Source organism: Priestia sp. MDV22-iso46 (genome assembly GCF_058629175.1).
This window is the reverse complement of record NZ_JBZVWT010000001.1, coordinates 1,457,008-1,474,405: the sequence shown is the minus strand read 5'-3', so window position 1 is coordinate 1,474,405 and position 17,398 is coordinate 1,457,008. Positions and strand designations below refer to the sequence as shown.

At 37.7% G+C, this 17,398-nt stretch carries 17 protein-coding genes; 16 read left to right on the top strand and 1 reads right to left on the bottom strand.

The window, feature by feature from the left end:
• Positions 1-23: 23 nt before the first annotated feature.
• The 5 genes from AC4NPH_RS07575 (at position 24) to AC4NPH_RS07555 (ending at position 5,639) form a co-directional block, all read left to right on the top strand.
• Positions 24-1,529 (top strand): glycosyl hydrolase family 18 protein, encoded by a 1,506-nt coding sequence (locus AC4NPH_RS07575; protein ID WP_241747276.1) that lies wholly within the window; start codon positions 24-26, stop codon positions 1,527-1,529.
• 287 nt (positions 1,530-1,816) lie between these two features.
• Complete coding sequence (locus AC4NPH_RS07570; RefSeq protein ID WP_491938678.1) at positions 1,817-3,019, top strand: macrolide family glycosyltransferase; 1,203 nt, start codon at positions 1,817-1,819, stop codon at positions 3,017-3,019.
• A 46-nt stretch (positions 3,020-3,065) separates the two neighbouring features.
• Positions 3,066-3,974 (top strand): UTP--glucose-1-phosphate uridylyltransferase GalU, encoded by a 909-nt coding sequence (gene galU / locus AC4NPH_RS07565; protein WP_029324171.1) that lies wholly within the window; start codon positions 3,066-3,068, stop codon positions 3,972-3,974.
• A 103-nt stretch (positions 3,975-4,077) separates the two neighbouring features.
• On the top strand, positions 4,078-5,289 hold the full coding sequence (locus tag AC4NPH_RS07560; RefSeq protein WP_053487043.1) for an MFS transporter: 1,212 nt from the start codon (positions 4,078-4,080) through the stop codon (positions 5,287-5,289).
• A gap of 122 nt (positions 5,290-5,411) precedes the next feature.
• Positions 5,412-5,639 (top strand): hypothetical protein, encoded by a 228-nt coding sequence (locus AC4NPH_RS07555; RefSeq protein WP_013056209.1) that lies wholly within the window; start codon positions 5,412-5,414, stop codon positions 5,637-5,639.
• Here AC4NPH_RS07555 and AC4NPH_RS07550 read toward each other — a convergent pair.
• The gene (locus AC4NPH_RS07550) at positions 5,621-6,844 is read right to left on the bottom strand and encodes an MFS transporter (protein WP_013056210.1); all 1,224 of its coding nucleotides are present in this window, start codon (positions 6,842-6,844) and stop codon (positions 5,621-5,623) included. The genes AC4NPH_RS07555 and AC4NPH_RS07550 overlap by 19 nt on opposite strands.
• 421 nt (positions 6,845-7,265) lie before the next feature.
• On the opposite strand from AC4NPH_RS07550, the gene AC4NPH_RS07545 reads away from it, so the two are divergent.
• The 11 genes from AC4NPH_RS07545 to AC4NPH_RS07495 all read left to right on the top strand — a co-directional run bounded on the left by AC4NPH_RS07545 (position 7,266) and on the right by AC4NPH_RS07495 (position 17,326).
• A complete protein-coding gene (locus AC4NPH_RS07545; RefSeq protein WP_013056211.1) occupies positions 7,266-7,637 on the top strand; it encodes a thiol-disulfide oxidoreductase DCC family protein in 372 nt (123 codons plus the stop codon).
• Between the two features lie 154 nt (positions 7,638-7,791).
• Entirely contained in the window at positions 7,792-8,715 is a 924-nt protein-coding gene (locus tag AC4NPH_RS07540) for an oxidoreductase (RefSeq protein WP_098197126.1), read from the top strand.
• A 154-nt stretch (positions 8,716-8,869) separates the two neighbouring features.
• On the top strand, positions 8,870-9,970 hold the full coding sequence (locus AC4NPH_RS07535; RefSeq protein WP_013056213.1) for an amidohydrolase/deacetylase family metallohydrolase: 1,101 nt from the start codon (positions 8,870-8,872) through the stop codon (positions 9,968-9,970).
• Positions 9,948-11,051, top strand: coding sequence for a DgaE family pyridoxal phosphate-dependent ammonia lyase (locus tag AC4NPH_RS07530; RefSeq protein WP_308334268.1), 1,104 nt, complete (start codon positions 9,948-9,950; stop codon positions 11,049-11,051). Before AC4NPH_RS07535 ends, AC4NPH_RS07530 begins: the two co-directional genes overlap by 23 nt.
• A gap of 1 nt (position 11,052) precedes the next feature.
• Positions 11,053-11,808 carry a 2-dehydro-3-deoxy-phosphogluconate aldolase gene (dagF, locus tag AC4NPH_RS07525; RefSeq protein WP_013056215.1) on the top strand — a complete coding sequence of 252 codons (756 nt, stop codon included), beginning with the start codon at positions 11,053-11,055 and terminating at the stop codon, positions 11,806-11,808.
• Positions 11,801-12,817: a sugar kinase gene (locus tag AC4NPH_RS07520; RefSeq protein ID WP_053487960.1), complete on the top strand. Its 1,017-nt coding sequence runs from the start codon at positions 11,801-11,803 to the stop codon at positions 12,815-12,817. The genes dagF and AC4NPH_RS07520 overlap by 8 nt, the downstream gene beginning before the upstream one ends.
• Positions 12,818-12,828: 11 nt before the next feature.
• Positions 12,829-13,545, top strand: a complete 717-nt coding sequence (locus tag AC4NPH_RS07515; RefSeq protein WP_013056217.1) for a GntR family transcriptional regulator — start codon at positions 12,829-12,831, stop codon at positions 13,543-13,545.
• Positions 13,546-13,623: 78 nt separating this feature from the next.
• Positions 13,624-14,949: a GntP family permease gene (locus tag AC4NPH_RS07510; protein WP_013056218.1), complete on the top strand. Its 1,326-nt coding sequence runs from the start codon at positions 13,624-13,626 to the stop codon at positions 14,947-14,949.
• A gap of 84 nt (positions 14,950-15,033) precedes the next feature.
• Positions 15,034-15,846: a BtpA/SgcQ family protein gene (locus tag AC4NPH_RS07505; protein ID WP_075420561.1), complete on the top strand. Its 813-nt coding sequence runs from the start codon at positions 15,034-15,036 to the stop codon at positions 15,844-15,846.
• 18 nt (positions 15,847-15,864) lie between these two features.
• Positions 15,865-16,092, top strand: a complete 228-nt coding sequence (locus AC4NPH_RS07500) for an HAD family hydrolase (protein WP_013056220.1) — start codon at positions 15,865-15,867, stop codon at positions 16,090-16,092.
• Between the two features lie 253 nt (positions 16,093-16,345).
• Positions 16,346-17,326 carry a DUF3231 family protein gene (locus tag AC4NPH_RS07495; protein ID WP_491938677.1) on the top strand — a complete coding sequence of 327 codons (981 nt, stop codon included), beginning with the start codon at positions 16,346-16,348 and terminating at the stop codon, positions 17,324-17,326.
• Positions 17,327-17,398: the final 72 nt, after the last annotated feature.

Sequence of the window (17,398 nt, the reverse complement as noted above, 5' to 3'; positions counted from 1 at the left end):
AAGTGGGGAGGCGAAATTATAAAATGAAGAAAATATGTATGAGCCTGATCGTTCTCTGTCTTTTAAGTGGAGGATTGGCCCCGATGAGTAAAGGAGCCGCTGCTTCTTCAGTGGGCACTGTCAAAGGTGACAACGTAAACGTATATCGTTCTCCTTCCTTACATTCTTCTGTTATGCAGACAGTGAAAAAAGGAGAAGAATTTCCTGTCATTTCATCTGAAGCTGGAGATGCAGCTCAGGTTACTACTCATACGGTAGTGCCGGGAGATACACTATGGCTACTAGCTAAGCAATACGGTGTAACAGTCAGTGATCTAATAAAACAAAATCAGCTAAAAAAGACAGAGCTGATTCCAGGACAAACGCTGAAAATACCACCAAAAGGCTTGTTACATAAAGTAGTATCAGGAGATACGCTTTGGAAAGTCTCCGTAAAGTACGGTGTAAAAGCGAATGAATTAACAAAGTTAAATCAGCTATCCTCAACAAATATTAAGCCCGGACAAATGCTTATTATTCCTGACTACTATGTACAAGTACAGCTTTTGGAAGGGAAAAAGGGCTGGATCAAAAAATCTGATTTAGCGCAAAAGAAGCATCAGCCTGTAGTTATGGGTTGGAGCTTTAATGAAAAAACAGCAGGCTATACAGAATCGATGAAGCAAAAGAATTTAGACGTTGTTTCACCTCGTTGGTTTACGCTAACGTCGAATGACAAAGTTGTTTCATCTTCTATAAATGAATCATATGTTCAAACGGCTCATAAAAACGGCAAAAAAGTCTGGCCGCTTATTGGTAACAATTTTGATGATGTACTTACACGTGATGTGCTAAGCAACAAAGCAAAGCGGAAAAAGCTTGTATCATCAGTAGAAAGTTCGCTAGTAAAAACAAACAGCGATGGGATCAATGTTGACTTTGAAAACATTAATATCAAAAACAAACAAGATTTTGTTTTATTTATTAAGGAATTAAAAGCAGCGTTAAAACCTCATGGTATGACTATTTCAGTAGACGTAACAAGAGAAAATAATGATCCTTTTTGGTCGGGAAGCTTTGATAGAAAACAGATTGGTCAAGTGGCAGACTATGTCATTATGATGGGATATGAAGAACACTGGGGAGGGAGTCAGGTTCCAGGATCTGTTGCTTCACTGCCTTGGGTGAAAGAAGGCACACAACTTCTTATGAAAGATGTACCTGCACACAAAATCCTTCTGGGAGTTCCTTTTTATACGCGAGAATGGAAAACGGACCTATCGACCAAAAAAGTTGTCACAAAAGACTTAACGATGAAAGAAGCCGAAGCTGTTATCTCTTCTAAAAAGTTAACTAAAAAATGGGATAGCCAAGCCTCACAGTACTATGTAGAATACACGGAAAATGGTACGAAGCATCAAATATGGCTCGAAGACAAAGCATCTATGCAGCGTCGGGTTAAATTAATTAATGACTATCATTTAGGTGGGGCGGCAGCTTGGTATATTGGTTCAGAAACCTCAGATATATGGGAGTTATACACCTTTTAAATAAAAAACACACCTCTTGCTTGATTTAGTGAGGTGTGTTTTTTATTTGCATCATAATGAAGCGCATACATCTATTTACAAACAAGATAAATTTTACAATATTTGTTTTTCTTGAGTTAGTTTATAACTATATTCCAAAATGAGCCTATTTAACCTTTTTTTAGTTGAAAACGCTTAATGACTTTACGATAAAGATAATTTATAGTAAATTCAGTTTCTATACAATAAATTTACTAAATGAATAATTAAATGATTTAATTATTAACTAAGTGAAAGGAATGAATGTTATGGGAAAAGTATTAGTAATAGGCTTTCCAGGTGAAGGGCATGTGAATCCTTCTTTAGGAATTGTAAAAGAGTTGATGGCTCAAGGGGAAAAGGTCGTCTATTACGGCATTGAAGACTATGCTGAAAAAATTCGGAAATCAGGCGCGGAATTTCGTGAATACGAAGATTTTCGTCCAAGTCTTGATATGAGCAACCGGATGACAAACGAAGAGTCTTATGACCGCTATGAAATAATGAATTTGTTTTTAAATGAGTCTGAAAATATTATTACTAAAATTATGAGTGAAACGAAACATGAAACATATGATTATGTACTTTATGATTATCACCTTTTAGCAGGTTCCGCTGTGGCCGACCTTCTTCAGCTTCCGAAGGTTTCTCTTTGTACAACATTTGCGTTAAATAAAGAGTTAGCAACTTGTATGATGCCAAGTGGTCAAACAGAACCTGACCAATCTTCCTTTTATCCTCAATTCGAAAAATCATTAAATAAGTTCAACAACCAATATAATACTCAGTTAAAAGATTCCATTGACATTATGTCGAATCCAGGGGATATTACGCTAGTATTTACGTCAGAATTCTTTCAGCCAAACGTATCTGAATTTACGAGTGAGTACAAGTTTATTGGTCCTTCAATTGTTAAACGATTAGACATTGAAGATCCTTCTTACTTACAAAATGAAAATAAAAAAATTATTTTTGTTTCTATGGGAACTATTTTTAATCAGCAGCTAGAAATCTATAACTTATGTGTAGAAGCATTAAAAGATTTTGAGGGTAAAGTTATTTTATCTATTGGTAAAAATACAAAACCTGAAGAATTAGCACACATTCCAGAAAACTTCGTTGTGAAACAATACGTACCTCAGCTAGAAATTTTAAAACGTGCGGATTTATTCATTACTCACGGCGGAATGAACAGCAGCAGTGAAGGTTTATACTACGATACGCCCCTTGTCGTTATTCCAATGGCAGTGGATCAATTTATGGTTGGCGATCGCGTGCAGGAGTTAGGAGCAGGTGTAAAATTAGATAAAAATAATGTATCTGCTGAGCTAATCAAAAATACAGTTAACGACGTTTTAACTACTCACACATATAAACAGCATGCACAACAAATTGGAGAATCACTTCGCTCAGCGGGAGGATACAAGCAAGGAGTGAAAGAAATTTTCAATGTGGTGCCTGTCAAAGCGTAATAGATGTAAGGCAGCTAGATAACTAACAGAGAGGAGTAAATATAATATGCAGACTATAAAAAAAGCAGTTATACCAGCAGCAGGGTTAGGTACTCGTTTTTTACCCGTTACAAAATCTATCCCAAAAGAAATGCTTCCAATTGTAAATAAGCCCGTAATTCAATTTATTGTAGAAGAAGCCTTAAAATCAGGAATCGAAGATATTTTAATTGTTACAGGAAACGGGAAACAAGCAATTGAAAATCATTTTGATCACAATATTCAACTGGAACACTTGCTTCATCAAAAGGGAAAAACTGAACTATTAGAAGAAATGGAGCATATCTCTGAACTAGCGAATATTCATTACGTTCGTCAAAAAGAAATGAAGGGCCTTGGCCATGCAATTGGCTGTGCTCGACAGTTTATTGGAAACGAACCGTTTGCAGTTTTACTTGGAGATGACTTAACAGACCCAGACCAGCCTTGTTTAAAACAGCTGATTGACCAGTATAACCAAACGGGATCGTCGGTTATCGGCGTACAGCGCGTAGAGGAAGAATCCGTTCACCGTTACGGGATTATAGATCCAAAAGCAAATAAAAACCGGTTATACGAAGTGAATGGTTTTGTAGAAAAACCATCAGTCGAAGAAGCTCCGTCTAATTTAGGAATTATTGGACGCTATGTATTTACACCTGACATTTTTGATTATCTTGAAACGCAGGAAGCTGGAAAAGGTGGGGAAATTCAGCTAACGGATGCTATTCAGCGTATGAATATAGACCGTTCTATTTATGCTTACGAATTCGAGGGCGAACGTTATGATGCAGGAGAAAAATTAGATTTTATTTTTACGACCCTTGCTTTTGCATTAAAGGATGAAGAATTAAAAGCACCTCTTTTAACTAAATTCAAAGAGCTGATCAACAAGGAAGAACAAAAAGAAAAAATTGCTGTACCAATTGGAAAATAACCTTCATTTACACACCTTTCTTCTACTGTTTCTGGAAGAAAGGTGCATTTTTTTGCGGAAATTGAACGTTTGACAGCTGGATAGAAAGGGTTGAAATGAGTTTATGTCGAAAACAGAAAATTCGTTTGTATCAGGCATAAAGATTGTATTTACAGACCGGGATTTTCTAACGATTTTTATTTCATTATTTATTATTGGATTAGCTGTTGGCGGCTTTATGCCTTATTTAACGGTTTGGGCAACAAATACATTGCATGCCACTTCTTTTCAAGCAGGATTTTTATTTGTGCCAATGAGCATTATTGGTTTAATCGTATCGTTTTATTTAGCTTCGTTATCAGACAAATGGGGGAAACGAAAGCCATTTATTATTTGGGCGTTACTGATTGGAACCATTTCAAGAGTGCCGTTAGCGTTTACGCATTCTTATACAATAGCACTCATTTTACTTGCTATAGGAGGGTTTAATGCGTTTTCTTTTTTCTTTGCCCTGCTGAATGATTTTATTGTTAAAAAGCAAGAAAGCAAATCGCAGGCAGGTACGATTACTGGTACCGTGCGAATGGCTTTTTCACAAGGCTATATTTTTGGACCTATGCTTGGCGCTTTAATTATTGACCACGGAGGGTATACTCTTTTATTTTTATTATCAGGGTTGTTATCGCTAGCAACTTTAGGGTGGGTTCTTTTTGCGCTTAAAGAAGACAGTATGCCTCAAACTTCAGCTCATGCATCTTCAAAAGCGCCAGCAGGTATACCTTCTGTATTAATAGCTGTATTCGTAGCAGCTCTTTTCATTTTTGCGGGTGATTCCGGGCGTTCTATGTATTTGCCGCTCTACATAACGGATACGTTAAAACAATCCGTTTCGATTGTAGGGATTCTCTTTACCGTTACATCTGTTTTTGAGCTAGTATTTATGCCGTTAGGGGGCTATTTTTCTGATAAGATCGGAGTTAAACGATTCTTTATCATTGGAATTGCTTGCCAAGTGCTTTATTTTATTTTAACGAGTCTTCATTTACCGCTGAGTGGGTTAATTGTGCTTCAAGTATTTTATGCTTTTATTCTGTCCGCTACAATGGGAGTGGGAATGGTGTATGCTCAGTCACTGGCTCCGCGTCAAATTGGACTAGCCACAACGGCATATATGACGGCTATACAAACTTCAGCAGTTGTCAGCAGCTTAGCTATGGGGTCGCTAGTCAGCGTGATTCCGCTGCCTTCTACTTTTTACATTTTAGCTGTTTTCGCGGTTATTTCAGGTGTGATGTTCTTGTTTATGAAGCAAAAATCAGCTGAGGAAATGAGTTGAAAAGTTAAGAAGAAGGTGAAAAAAAAGTAGTTTCATTAAATTAAAACACGAACTATCTATCAAAAATGGATAAATAGTTCGTGTTTTTTTATAATTATGATGAACACAGGTGCTTTTAGCTGTTGGTTGAAGGGCAAGGCGAAGACTCCTGCGGAAACAGCGGAACAGATGAGACCCCGCAGGAGCGCAAGCGACGAGGAGGCTCATCGGCCGCCCGCGGAAAGCGAAGCCTTGCACGGAAAGCAACAGCGTTCGAGCAAGCAGTCCAGATCATGTATCCAGATTGTTCGTCTTTGGGTTGGATTCATTTCGGTATGTCCAGCCTCTTTTTTTATGAGGCTGTTTCTTGAATTTGTTCTCTGCGATTTTTATTTAAAATTTTGCGGTAGCGGTAATTAACAAAAGCTGCCGCTGCCATACCTACTACTGAAAGCATCGCATCAAAGATAAAGATAATTGAAATATGCCCAGTTTTAGACATGAGCCCTGTTGCTAAAGGCAATAAAATAGCAGCTAATCCAGCAGCCGTGGCTACAATTCCAGTAACCGTTCCTTTTTTGTTCCAGAAAAGCTCGGTCATAACAGTAATCGCTAATTGAAAGACCCCAGCCGTAGAAAACCCCATGAAAAAAGCAGCTACAATTGCAATAGTAGGTACTTTAACAAACAGAAGCGTAAGTACGGCTATAAGAGTAATCATCGGGTAAACGAGAATAACCGTTACAGGACGAAGCACTTTGCTTAATAATACAGCTAATACTAAAACAGAGATTAAAGCTCCGATGCTGTAGTAGCTTAAAAGGCGAACCGAGCTGCTTTCAGCCATACCTAATACTTGTTGACCATAAGTAGGGAGCCAAATTTGAGCCACTGTAAACAGCGCTGTAGAAGTAAATCCAATCACAATAAGAGCAATTCCTTCTTGTTTCATTTTAGGAGGAGAGATGAATTTATTCTCCGCTGTATTTTGTTGTTGAACTGTACTCTGTTCGCGTTTATGATTGGGAAAAGGCAGTTTGAACATAAAGATCATATTTAGTAAATAAATAAGAGCCGGAAGGAAAAAAGCATACCCATAAAACAAATCACGATCCGCAAAAAAGGCAATCATAAACGGAAGAAGTGCCGCTCCAGCTGAAATAAATGCTTTTACAAGAACACTGGCTGAACCTGAAGATTTAGGAAAAACTTCAATCAAAGCAGGGTACGTTCCAGCGTCCATAGCAGAATTTGCAATACCCGCAATAATGGCAAAGATAAAGGCTGTTGGATAATTTGGCGATAATGGAATGCCAATTAAGAAAATAGCCATCGTCAGAGACGAAACAAGAATCAAAGGCTTTCGTCCGAATTTATCAGACAAGATGCCTGATAGAGAATATGAAAGCAGCTTTCCAATTCCGATAGCAGAAATAATATAGCTGATTCCGGCGCCGTCGGTATTTAATTGTTTTGTCAAAAATGACATATTTGATGCAAGCATGATATTTACCATGCCAAGTAGAAAGTAGTTAATATACATACCTGAAGCTGACAGCATGTACTTATTTTTCATCGTTTACACATCCTTACGTAAATAAAGCTTATATGAAATGGATAAAAGTAATCACCTGTTTCTCCTTTTTTCTCCGTCATTTATAAACCTACTTCCATGATAAGTTTATGAAGACATTACCTTTACCTTTTATCATTGGATTCATTCAGTTCTTTTTAGTATGTGACTAAATGCGTGCATCTAGTGCTTTAAATCAATATGGAATCTATTCTAACATGTTTTTAGCGCTTTAAACCAAAAAAGTGATATTTTATAAAAAAAATCCTGTCTTCTTTCGCGGCTTCACTAAAGAAACCCCACAAAAAATGTTCGCTTTAAAGCCAGGCTATACAAGAAATGCCTCCTAATGGTGGTTATTAAAAAGAGGAAAAGGGTATTTATAAACTAAGGAAAAATAAACAAAGGAAGAAAGGTGGAAACAATGAAGCACAAAGTATTTTTTGATGCGGAATGTCCTTTATGTTACAACGTAAAAAAAATAATTAAAGCGCTGGACTGGACGAACCAAATCCAGTGGATTCCAGTTCAATACATTGAACGAACAGAGTATAGTTATTTAAAAAAAGAAGGAAGGGATTTGTATGACCAAATTCATATGGTAACCAAAAAAGGTGAAGTGCTAGCAGGATTTGAGACGGTTAGACGGCTTTTAACTGTTTTGCCTCTTACATTTCCAATCGGCGTACTTCTGCATTTACCATTGATGAAAAAAGCGTTCAGTCCGCTATACAAATGGGTCTCCACAAACCGATACGACTGGTTTGGACGCTACGATTCGCCGCGGACCACATAAACATATAAAAGGAACGAGCTTTGAAAAAGCTTGTTCCTTTTGTTTTGAAGACATTATACTTTATACATACCTTAATTTAAAAAAAACGTTAATTTAGTGTGACTTAGACGCTTAAATTCTAGAAAAACAGCTATAGCTGAAAGGGAGAACTTATATGATAACAAAATGGACAGCTGAACGAATGCGCGATGTAACGGGAAAAACAGCCCTTATAACGGGAGGAAACAGCGGTATTGGATTTGAAGCTGCAAAGGCTCTAGCTGCGCGCGGAGCAGAAATCATTCTTGCTGTACGTAATGAAGCAAAAGGGAAAGAGGCTGAAAAGAGAATTAAAGCGGCTAACGGGAATGCTAAAGTGACGATTATGTCATTAGATCTCAGTGACTTGAGCTCTATTCGACATTTCACCAATCAATTTCTTCAACAATACTCGTCTTTGAATCTTCTCATTAATAATGCAGGCGTGATGGTGCCGCCTCACAGCAAAACGAAAGATGGATTTGAACTGCAGTTTGGCTGTAATCATTTAGGGCATTTTGCATTGACGGGTTTGCTTCTTCCTTTGCTAATGGAAACTCCACATTCACGAGTCGTAACGGTAAGCAGTATAGCTGCTAATTCTGGAGAAATCTATTTTGATAATCTAGACGGGGAAAAAGGCTACAGTCCAATGAAGTTCTATAGACAAAGTAAACTCGCCAACCTGTTGTTTGCAAAAGAATTGCAAAACCGCTTAGAAGTAGCTGGATCAACGACAATTAGTGCCGCTGTGCATCCAGGCATTTCGAATACTAACCTATTATCACGCGGTTCAGGCAAAGAGCCAAACGCTTTGTTGAAATTTTTAGTCAAGCTATTTAGTCAATCTGCAGAAATGGGAGCGCTGCCTACTCTTTATGCAGCCACTGAATCAATAGAAGGAGGTACGTATATTGGGCCAGACGGAAAAGCTGCTAAAAAAGGATATCCTGTAAAAGATATGATGGGAGATGTTTTATTTAAAGCGGACGTAGCGGAAAAACTATGGAGCGCATCGGAAGAGTTAACAAAAGTGACATATATATTCAAGCAAAGGTAAAAACCAGCGGCTATTGGCCGCTTTTTATCTTTTTTTGAATTAAAACATTATAACGTTATATTTACTTATTTAATTCTTTATGTTATTCTACATTTGTAAAAGCAGAAAAATAATTAACATTAGTGTAAGCGTCATCATAAGGGGAGTGAACGAAATGGAGAATCGGTTTCTATTACGGAATGTCAAATCGGTCACTGAAAAAGAGTTTGATATTGTTATAGAAAATGGAAAAATCTCTGAGATAGCAAAAGCTGGTGAAGGAAAAGCACCGCTTGTTTATGATTACTCAGGAACCTACATATCAAGCGGATGGATTGATTTACATGTTCATGCATTTCCAGATTTCGAGCCGTATGGAGATGAGATAGACGAGATAGGAGTGAAACAAGGAGTAACAACACTTGTAGATGCAGGTAGCTGCGGTGCTGATCAAATAGCAGATTTAGTTCAAAGCCAATATGCAGCAAAAACTAATTTGTTAGCGTTTTTAAATATTTCGCGTATTGGTCTAAAACGCACAGATGAGCTTTCAAATATGGAGTGGCTAAAAGCGGAAAAAATTTCGGAAGCCATGAAAGCATATAGAAGCATTATTGTAGGTTTAAAAGCCCGTATAAGTAAAAGTGTAGTAGGTAAAAGGGGTATTGAGCCTTTATATTTTGCTCGAAAAATGTCTAGTGAAATTTCACTTCCATTAATGGTTCATATCGGATCTGGCCCTCCTGCTATTGAGGAAGTTGTTTCGATTCTAGAAAAAGGAGACATTATTACTCACTATTTAAATGGAAAAGCTAATAATCTATTTGATAATGAAGGAAAGCCGCTTCCACTCCTAATGGAGGCCATCCAACGAGGTGTTCATTTGGATGTAGGGCATGGAAATGCAAGCTTTTCGTTTCAAGTAGCAGAAGCTGCCAAAAAGCATAATGTTAAATTCGATACAATCAGTACAGATATTTATCGGAAGAACCGACTAAATGGGCCTGTATATAGCTTAGCTCATGTATTATCTAAATTTCTTTATTTAGGATACAGCCTTGAAGAAGTAGTTAATGGTGTTACTGTTAATGCGGCAAAATGGCTTAACAGACCTGAGTTAGGAAGGATACAAGTTGGAGACCGTGCCAATTTAACTCTCTTTACTATAGAAGACGAGCCTGTTCTGTTTATTGATTCCGAAGGAGAGCAGAGAGAAGGTAATCAAATAATTAAAGCAAAAGGAGTAGTTGTAAATGGAACGTTCATTGAATGCTAAATATGGCTTGAAACGAGTAATTAATGCGAGCGGCCGAATGAGCATCTTAGGAGTATCAGCACCAACTGATACAGTAATGGATGCAATGAAGCAAGGAGGACAAAATTACGTTGAGATTGCTGATTTAGTTGATAAAGCAGGTGACCATATTGCTGACATTCTAGGATCAGAAGCAGCTGTGGTTGTTAACTCAGCTTCAAGTGGAATTGCTCTCTCTATTGCTGCTCTTGTTACACAAGGAAACCGCCGTAAAAGCGAGCGCCTTCATCAAGAAGTCATCTCAAAAAATGAAATTATTATGCTGAAAGGTCATAACGTACAGTACGGGGCCCCAGTTGAAACCATGGTTTATTTAGGTGGCGGAAAGCTTATTGAAGTTGGCTATGCTAATGAGGGTAGAGCAACTCATATTGAAGAAGCGATTTCCGAAAATACAGCTGCTATCCTTTATGTGAAGTCTCATCACACTGTTCAAAAAAATATGATTTCTGTGGAAGAAGCGTGGGAAGTTGCACAGAAGAATAATATTCCATTGATTGTGGATGCCGCGGCAGAAGAAGACCTTCAAAAGTATGTAAAATACTCAGACCTTGCGATTTATAGTGGTTCAAAGGCAATTGAAGGTCCAACGTCTGGAATTGTTGGTGGTAAACGTAACTACATTGAATGGTTGAAAGTTCAATTACATTGCATTGGAAGAAGTATGAAAGTTGGTAAGGAAACAACGTTTGGATTACTTCAAGCTCTTGATGAGTATCGCGAGAAAAAAGATAAAAGTGAACAAGAAAAAGAAAGTTTACAAGCATTGATGTCATTAAAAGATATAGAAGGCGTGAATGTGACAATTGTACAAGATGAAGCAGGTCGAGCTATATTCCGTGCACGAATTCAAATCAGTCCAGAACGGGCTAATACAACTGCGAAAGAGGTTGTAAAAGAGTTGTGTAAAGGTGAAATTGCTATTTATACACGCGATTATGGGATAAGACAAGGATATTTTGACATCGATCCCAGACCTTTAAAGGGCGACGATATACATGTAATTGAGTCTAGAATACGCGAAATTGTGGGAGGAAAGTGACATGTCAAACATTACAAAACGTTTTTATAAAGAGCGCGCAGCGTTAAACGTATTAGCAAACAGTATCGAAAATGCCAAAGAAGTATTTGAGGCTGCAGAAGGGCATGTCTTAGTAGGCGTGTTATCCAAGGATTATTCTACTGTCGAAGAAGCAGTAAAAGCAATGAAAGAATACGGAAAAGAAATTGAAGAAGCAGTATCAATCGGTTTAGGGGCTGGAGACAATCGTCAGGCAGCTGTAGTAGCAGAAATTGCAAAGAACTATGCTGGCAGTCATATTAATCAAGTATTTCCCGCTGTTGGAGCAACACGTGCTAATCTAGGTGAAAAGGATAGCTGGATTAATAGTTTAGTGTCCCCAACTGGAAAAGTCGGCTACGTAAATATTTCGACTGGTCCAGTTAGTGCAGCGCATAATGAACAAGCTATTGTACCGGTAAAAACGGCTATTGCCCTAGTACGTGACATGGGAGGCAACGCGCTCAAGTATTTTCCTATGAAAGGGTTAAGCCATGAAGAAGAATTCCGAGCTGTGGCACAAGCTTGCGGCGAAGAAGGATTCGCTCTAGAGCCAACTGGCGGAATTGATAAAGAAAACTTTGAAACAATTTTGCGTATTGCTTTGGAAGCGGACGTCCCAAAGATTATTCCACATGTCTATTCGTCAATTATTGACCAAAAAACAGAAAAGACAAAAGTAGATGATGTACGTGAGTTACTTGAAAAGATGAAAAAGTTAGTTGATCAGCATGGCTAAGAATTTTGCAGCATTTGGCGAGGTAATGATGCGTTTACAAGTACCAGGATATGAATTACTTTCTCAAGCTAATACATTAAGCTATTCGTTTTCTGGTACAGGGGTAAATGTAGCGGCGGGATTAGCTAACTTCGGATATACGGGATATTTGATTTCTGCTTTACCGGATAATGCTTTGGGAGATGCGGCTTTATCTTATCTTAAAAAGTTAGGTATTTCACAGTCATTTATTAAACGCAGCGGAAAACATGTCGGTATGTATTTTTTAGAAAATGGATTTGGGTCCCGGTCTAGCCGGGTTACATATACCAACCGTTTAGAAAGCAGCTTCAACAGAGCTCCTGAAGGCATATATGATTTTGAGAATATTGCAGAGAAAGTAGATGTGGTGCATTTTTGCGGAATCTCTCTGGCAATGAATGATTCCGTCCGGTCCCATATGAAATCCTTTGCCAAAGCGGTAAAAGAACACGGTGGTACGGTCGTATTTGACTGTAACTACCGTCCGTCTCTATGGGGAGATGGAGGATATGAAAACGCAAAACCTCATTATGAAGATATGCTGTACCTTGCAGATATCGTAATGATGAATGAACAAGATGCTATGCACATTCTTAAGATGGAAACAGAAGAAGCAAGCAGAAGAGAGCAGCTGATGAAACTAATTCCAAAGGTAGCAAAGAAATACGGCCTTTCTGTCGTAGCCGGCACGCACCGATCTATTAATAAGGACAATAAGCACTCTTTATGCGGTTTTATATATAAAAATCATACATTTACATTTTCTGATACGATTACTTTTTCTGTCTATGATAGAATAGGCGCAGGAGATGCCTATACAAGCGGCATTTTATATGGCGAGTTGGAGAGCTTTTCAGCAGAAAAAACTGTTGCATTCGCTGTAACAGCGGGAGTGCTTGCTCATACAATCGTAGGCGATACTCCTATGTCATCTCAGTATGATATACAAAAAGCGATGACAGAATCAGTAGGCGATGTAGAAAGGTAGAGGATGTAATAGTGAACGTATCTCGAAAAAAAGGACCATTGTATTTGCAAATAAAAAATATCTTAAAAGATCGAATTTTGCATGGCGTGTATCCCATTCAAACAAATATTCCTTCTGAACCGCAGCTGGAAGAGGAATTTCAAGTAAGTAAAATTACGGTTCGAAATGCTATCAAAGAACTTGTGAAAGATGGATATTTAGAAACAAAAAGCGGTAAAGGAACAAAAGTTATTCGAAATACATCCATTTCAAGGCTGTCAAAAGGAAAACGCTTTACCGAAGTGTTGGTGGAAAAAGGGCATATCATTCAAAAAAGGCTGCTTGGGGCAGAGACAATTGAAAATGCACCAGAAACAACTTTATATACGCTGTTCGGTGAGCAATGCATTCGAATAGAACGTCTTTACTATTTAGATAATGAACCTTATATTCATTACACGCATTATTTAACCATGCAGCGCATGGAAGGGATAGAATTAACACACTTAAATGCACAATCGTTATACGATTTGATTGAAGAACAGGATATTTCATTGGAGAAATTTCGAGATCAGTTTGCTGTTGCAAAAGCTGATTCTTATGTAGGAGAAAGACTAAATATGCAGGCCGGAGAAGCGCTATTAAAAAGATCACGATATTCATATGATGAAGAAGGAAATATCATCGAATACAGTGAGGGCTATTATAATACAGAGATGCAGCAATACATTGTGAATTACGATATTTAAGAAGTGCGAGAAGAATACATATTCTTTTCGCCTGAAAAATGAGAGCGTTTACTAAATGGGGGAAAAGAGGAATTTAGTATGGATATGTATCTATTGCTTGTGACATGCCTAGCAATTGTTATTGTTGTATTAGGAGTCTCTTGGTGGAAGTGGCATGCTTTTATCAGCTTAACCGTTGCCAGTTTATTTCTGGCTATTATGTCAGGGCTTTCGATGGACAAAATTGTGGGAGCTTATGAAACAGGAGTGGGCAGTGTTTTAGGTCACCTTGTTGGAATCTTGGCGCTTGGAACGATTTTAGGAAAAATGATGTCAGACTCAGGTGCTGGCATGCAGGTCGCGGAGTTTTTCATTAGGTTTTTTGGAATCAAAAAGTTGCCATGGGCGATGCTCTTTGCTGGTTTTATAATAGGCATTCCGGTTTTTTTTGAAGTCGGAATTGTTATTTTACTGCCGTTAGTAATTTCTATTCATAAAACAACAAGACAAAATATTCTATTAATTGCACTACCTGTAATTGCAGGACTGTCGATTGTACACGGTCTTGTTCCCCCCCACCCGGGAGCGATGACAGCCATTGGAATATATAATGCAGACTTAGGAAGAGTTTTGCTCTATTCATTGGTTATTGCTCTTCCAGCAGCAATAGTAGCAGGTCCTGTATTCGCAAAATGGGTGCATAAACGTGTGATTCCTGAAGGGGAACCTGAATTAATTCGTGTCAGCACTTCATCTAAAAAATTACCTAAAACAGGTATTTCATTTTTCATTATCTTATTACCTGTGTTATTAATGGTGTTATCTGTTATGGCTCCGTATATACCGCTTTCTAGCTTTTTAACTAAATTTTTTGTGTTTATCGGCAGTCCTGTCATCGCACTTTTAATTTCTTGCTTTGCCGCATTTTATCTTTTGGGCATGCGTCAGGGAATGAAGAAAAATGTGATTAAAAAATTAGTGGAAGAGTCTTTACTTCCGGTCGGATCTATTATTTTAATTATTGGAGCTGGAGGGGGATTTAAACAAATTTTAATTGATAGCGGTGTAGGTACATCAATTGCTCAAATGTCTGAGCAATTATCGCTTTCTCCTATTGTCTTAGCATTTATGGTAGCAGGATTAATTCGTATTGCTACAGGATCAGCAACCGTTGCATTAACAACAGCCGCCGGCATTGTTTCACCAATCATTGTGCATATGTCTGGAGTTAATCTGGAACTGCTGGTTATTGCGACAGGAGCAGGATCACTAATGTTCTCTCATGTAAATGATGCAGGTTTTTGGCTAGTAAAAGAATATCTTGGTTTAACAGTAAAAGAGACGTTTAAAACTTGGACGGTCCTAGAAACACTGCTCTCGTTTATTGCTTTTGGAGGCGTTTTATTATTTGATATTTTTATTTAAAATTTGCCTCCTTCTAATTATTTTGGAAGGAGGTTTCCTAGTTGACTTGAAATATAGTATTTGTAGAATAAGGGGGCAATGTATATGACGTGGTTAAAAGAAATACTCGGAACGGAAAAAGCTATTATTGCTATGTGTCACTTGTTACCGTTGCCGGGAGATCCATATTTTAATAATGAAAAAGGCATGGACTATGTGGTAGAAATGGCAAGAAAGGATTTGCATGCTCTTCAAGAAGGCGGAGTGGATGCCATTATGTTTTCAAATGAGTTTAGCATGCCATATTTAACGGATGTTAAAACGGAAACTGTAGCTGCGATGGCCCGAATTATAGGTGAATTGATGTCGGAAATTAAAGTGCCCTTTGGGGTAAATGTATTGTGGGATGCTAAGAAATCTTTGGATTTAGCGGCTGCTACAGGGGCTAAATTTGTTAGAGAAATTTTTACAGGCGTATATGCAAGTGATTTTGGTACTTGGAATACCAACGTTGGAGAAACAATTAGACATCAGCATCGAATTGGGGCACAAAACGTTAAATTATTATATAATGTTGTTCCTGAATCTGCTGCGTATTTGGCTGAGCGGGAAATTGAAAGTATTGCTACATCTACGGTATTTAATAATAGACCAGATGCACTATGTGTATCTGGATTAACCGCAGGGGCCAAGACGGACGTGCAGTTATTAATGCGCGTAAAGGAGGCTGTTCCCAATACAATTCTACTTGTTAATACAGGAGTTAATTTCACTAATTTCAAAGAACAGTTATCTATTGCTGATGGGGCAGTTGTAGGTACAACATTTAAATACGACGGCAAATTTGAAAACCATGTGGATGTTGATCGTGTAAAAAAATTCATGGACAAAGTAAAAGTTTTTCGTGACAATCTTTAAACGAAAGAAGGGGTAAAGATGAATCAATTAGCTTTTATTTTTGATATGGATGGCGTAATTGTCGACAGTGAACCTGTATACCGCATCCGTAATAAAGACATCTTTAAAAAGCTGGGAATAGAAGTAGATGAGGATACACAGCTCAATTTCATTGGAGGAACAGCTAAAAGAAAATGGACAATATTAAAAGAGCAATTTTCACTGTCCCCACCCAATTTGGAGAATACAAACTCTCTGGTCAATTAACTTTTATTGTAGCAACGATTTAATAAAAAACGAGCCTTTTCATATTAATTAGAATCTTAACTATACAAATTAAACGTAAAAACAGCTCTGTAATCGGAGCTGTTTTTTGTTGCCTGAAAAGCTGTTTGTTAGAGATTTAAATAAAAAAAAGAATGTTGGATAGCATAATGATAAGTAAATGTACAATGAGTATGCTCTCTTTTCAAAGAAGCAGACGTACTCAACAAATCTGAAGAAGCGGAGGGAAGTAACAGTGCCTGACAAACCTAGTATTACCTCAAGCGAAATTGGGACGCTGTGGATGACATATCAGCAGAAAACGTTAATTATTTGCTTGTTAGATTATATGATTGAACATGCGGATGATGAAGATGCTAAAACAATTATGACGGACTTGCGTGAGCAGCTTATTATATACATATGGAAAATAAAAACAATATTTGAAAAAGAAGGAGCGGTAGTGCCAACGGGGCTTTCATCTCAAGACGTAAATGTACAGGCTCCAAAACTATTTACTAACGGATTTGATATTATGTTTCTTCGTGTCATCAAAGAAATTAGTATGGGGATGTATACATTAAGTTTAGGCAAGGCCTACAGAGAAGATGTGGTGAAACTTTATCAAGATTTAACAAAAATTACGCAAGAGTGCTACGATTCCTGTACGCAGTACTTATTGAGAAAAGGAATTTTATCACGCCCACCCTATATTCCAATGCCAACTACCGTTGAGTTTGTTTCGAATAGAAAATATCTGAGCGGCTTAAATGTATTTGCGGACAAAAGAGTATTAAATACGATGGAGCTAGCGCAGATTTATCATGGAGTCGAAACAAACATTGTCGGGATGAAGTTAATGAAGGCTTTTTCTCAAACGGCGACAGATACCGAAGTGAAAAAGCATTTTTTGAAAGGAAAAGAGCTCAGTAAAAAAATTATTACACGACTTGAAGAAATAATTATACAAGACGATATTTCACCTTCTGTTGCCTCAACAGGAAGCATAACGACTTCTGAAACGCCTGCTTTTTCGGATCGTTTGATGCTGACATGCGATATTTTACTAAGTAACTTCAGTATCGGAAGTCAGGCGTTTGGAGCAGCATTTAGTTTTCGAAGAGATATTGTGGCTAAAATGATGCTGATAGGAGAAGATGCGTTTCAATATGCAAGCGAAGCAACAGAAATTATGATTAAAAAAGGCTGGCTTGAAGTTCCGCCAAGTATTGATTAGCTAAAAGGAAAGCCTCTTTCATGCATTGTAAATGGAAGTTTATATATTTTTACACACCTTTAACCTTTTATT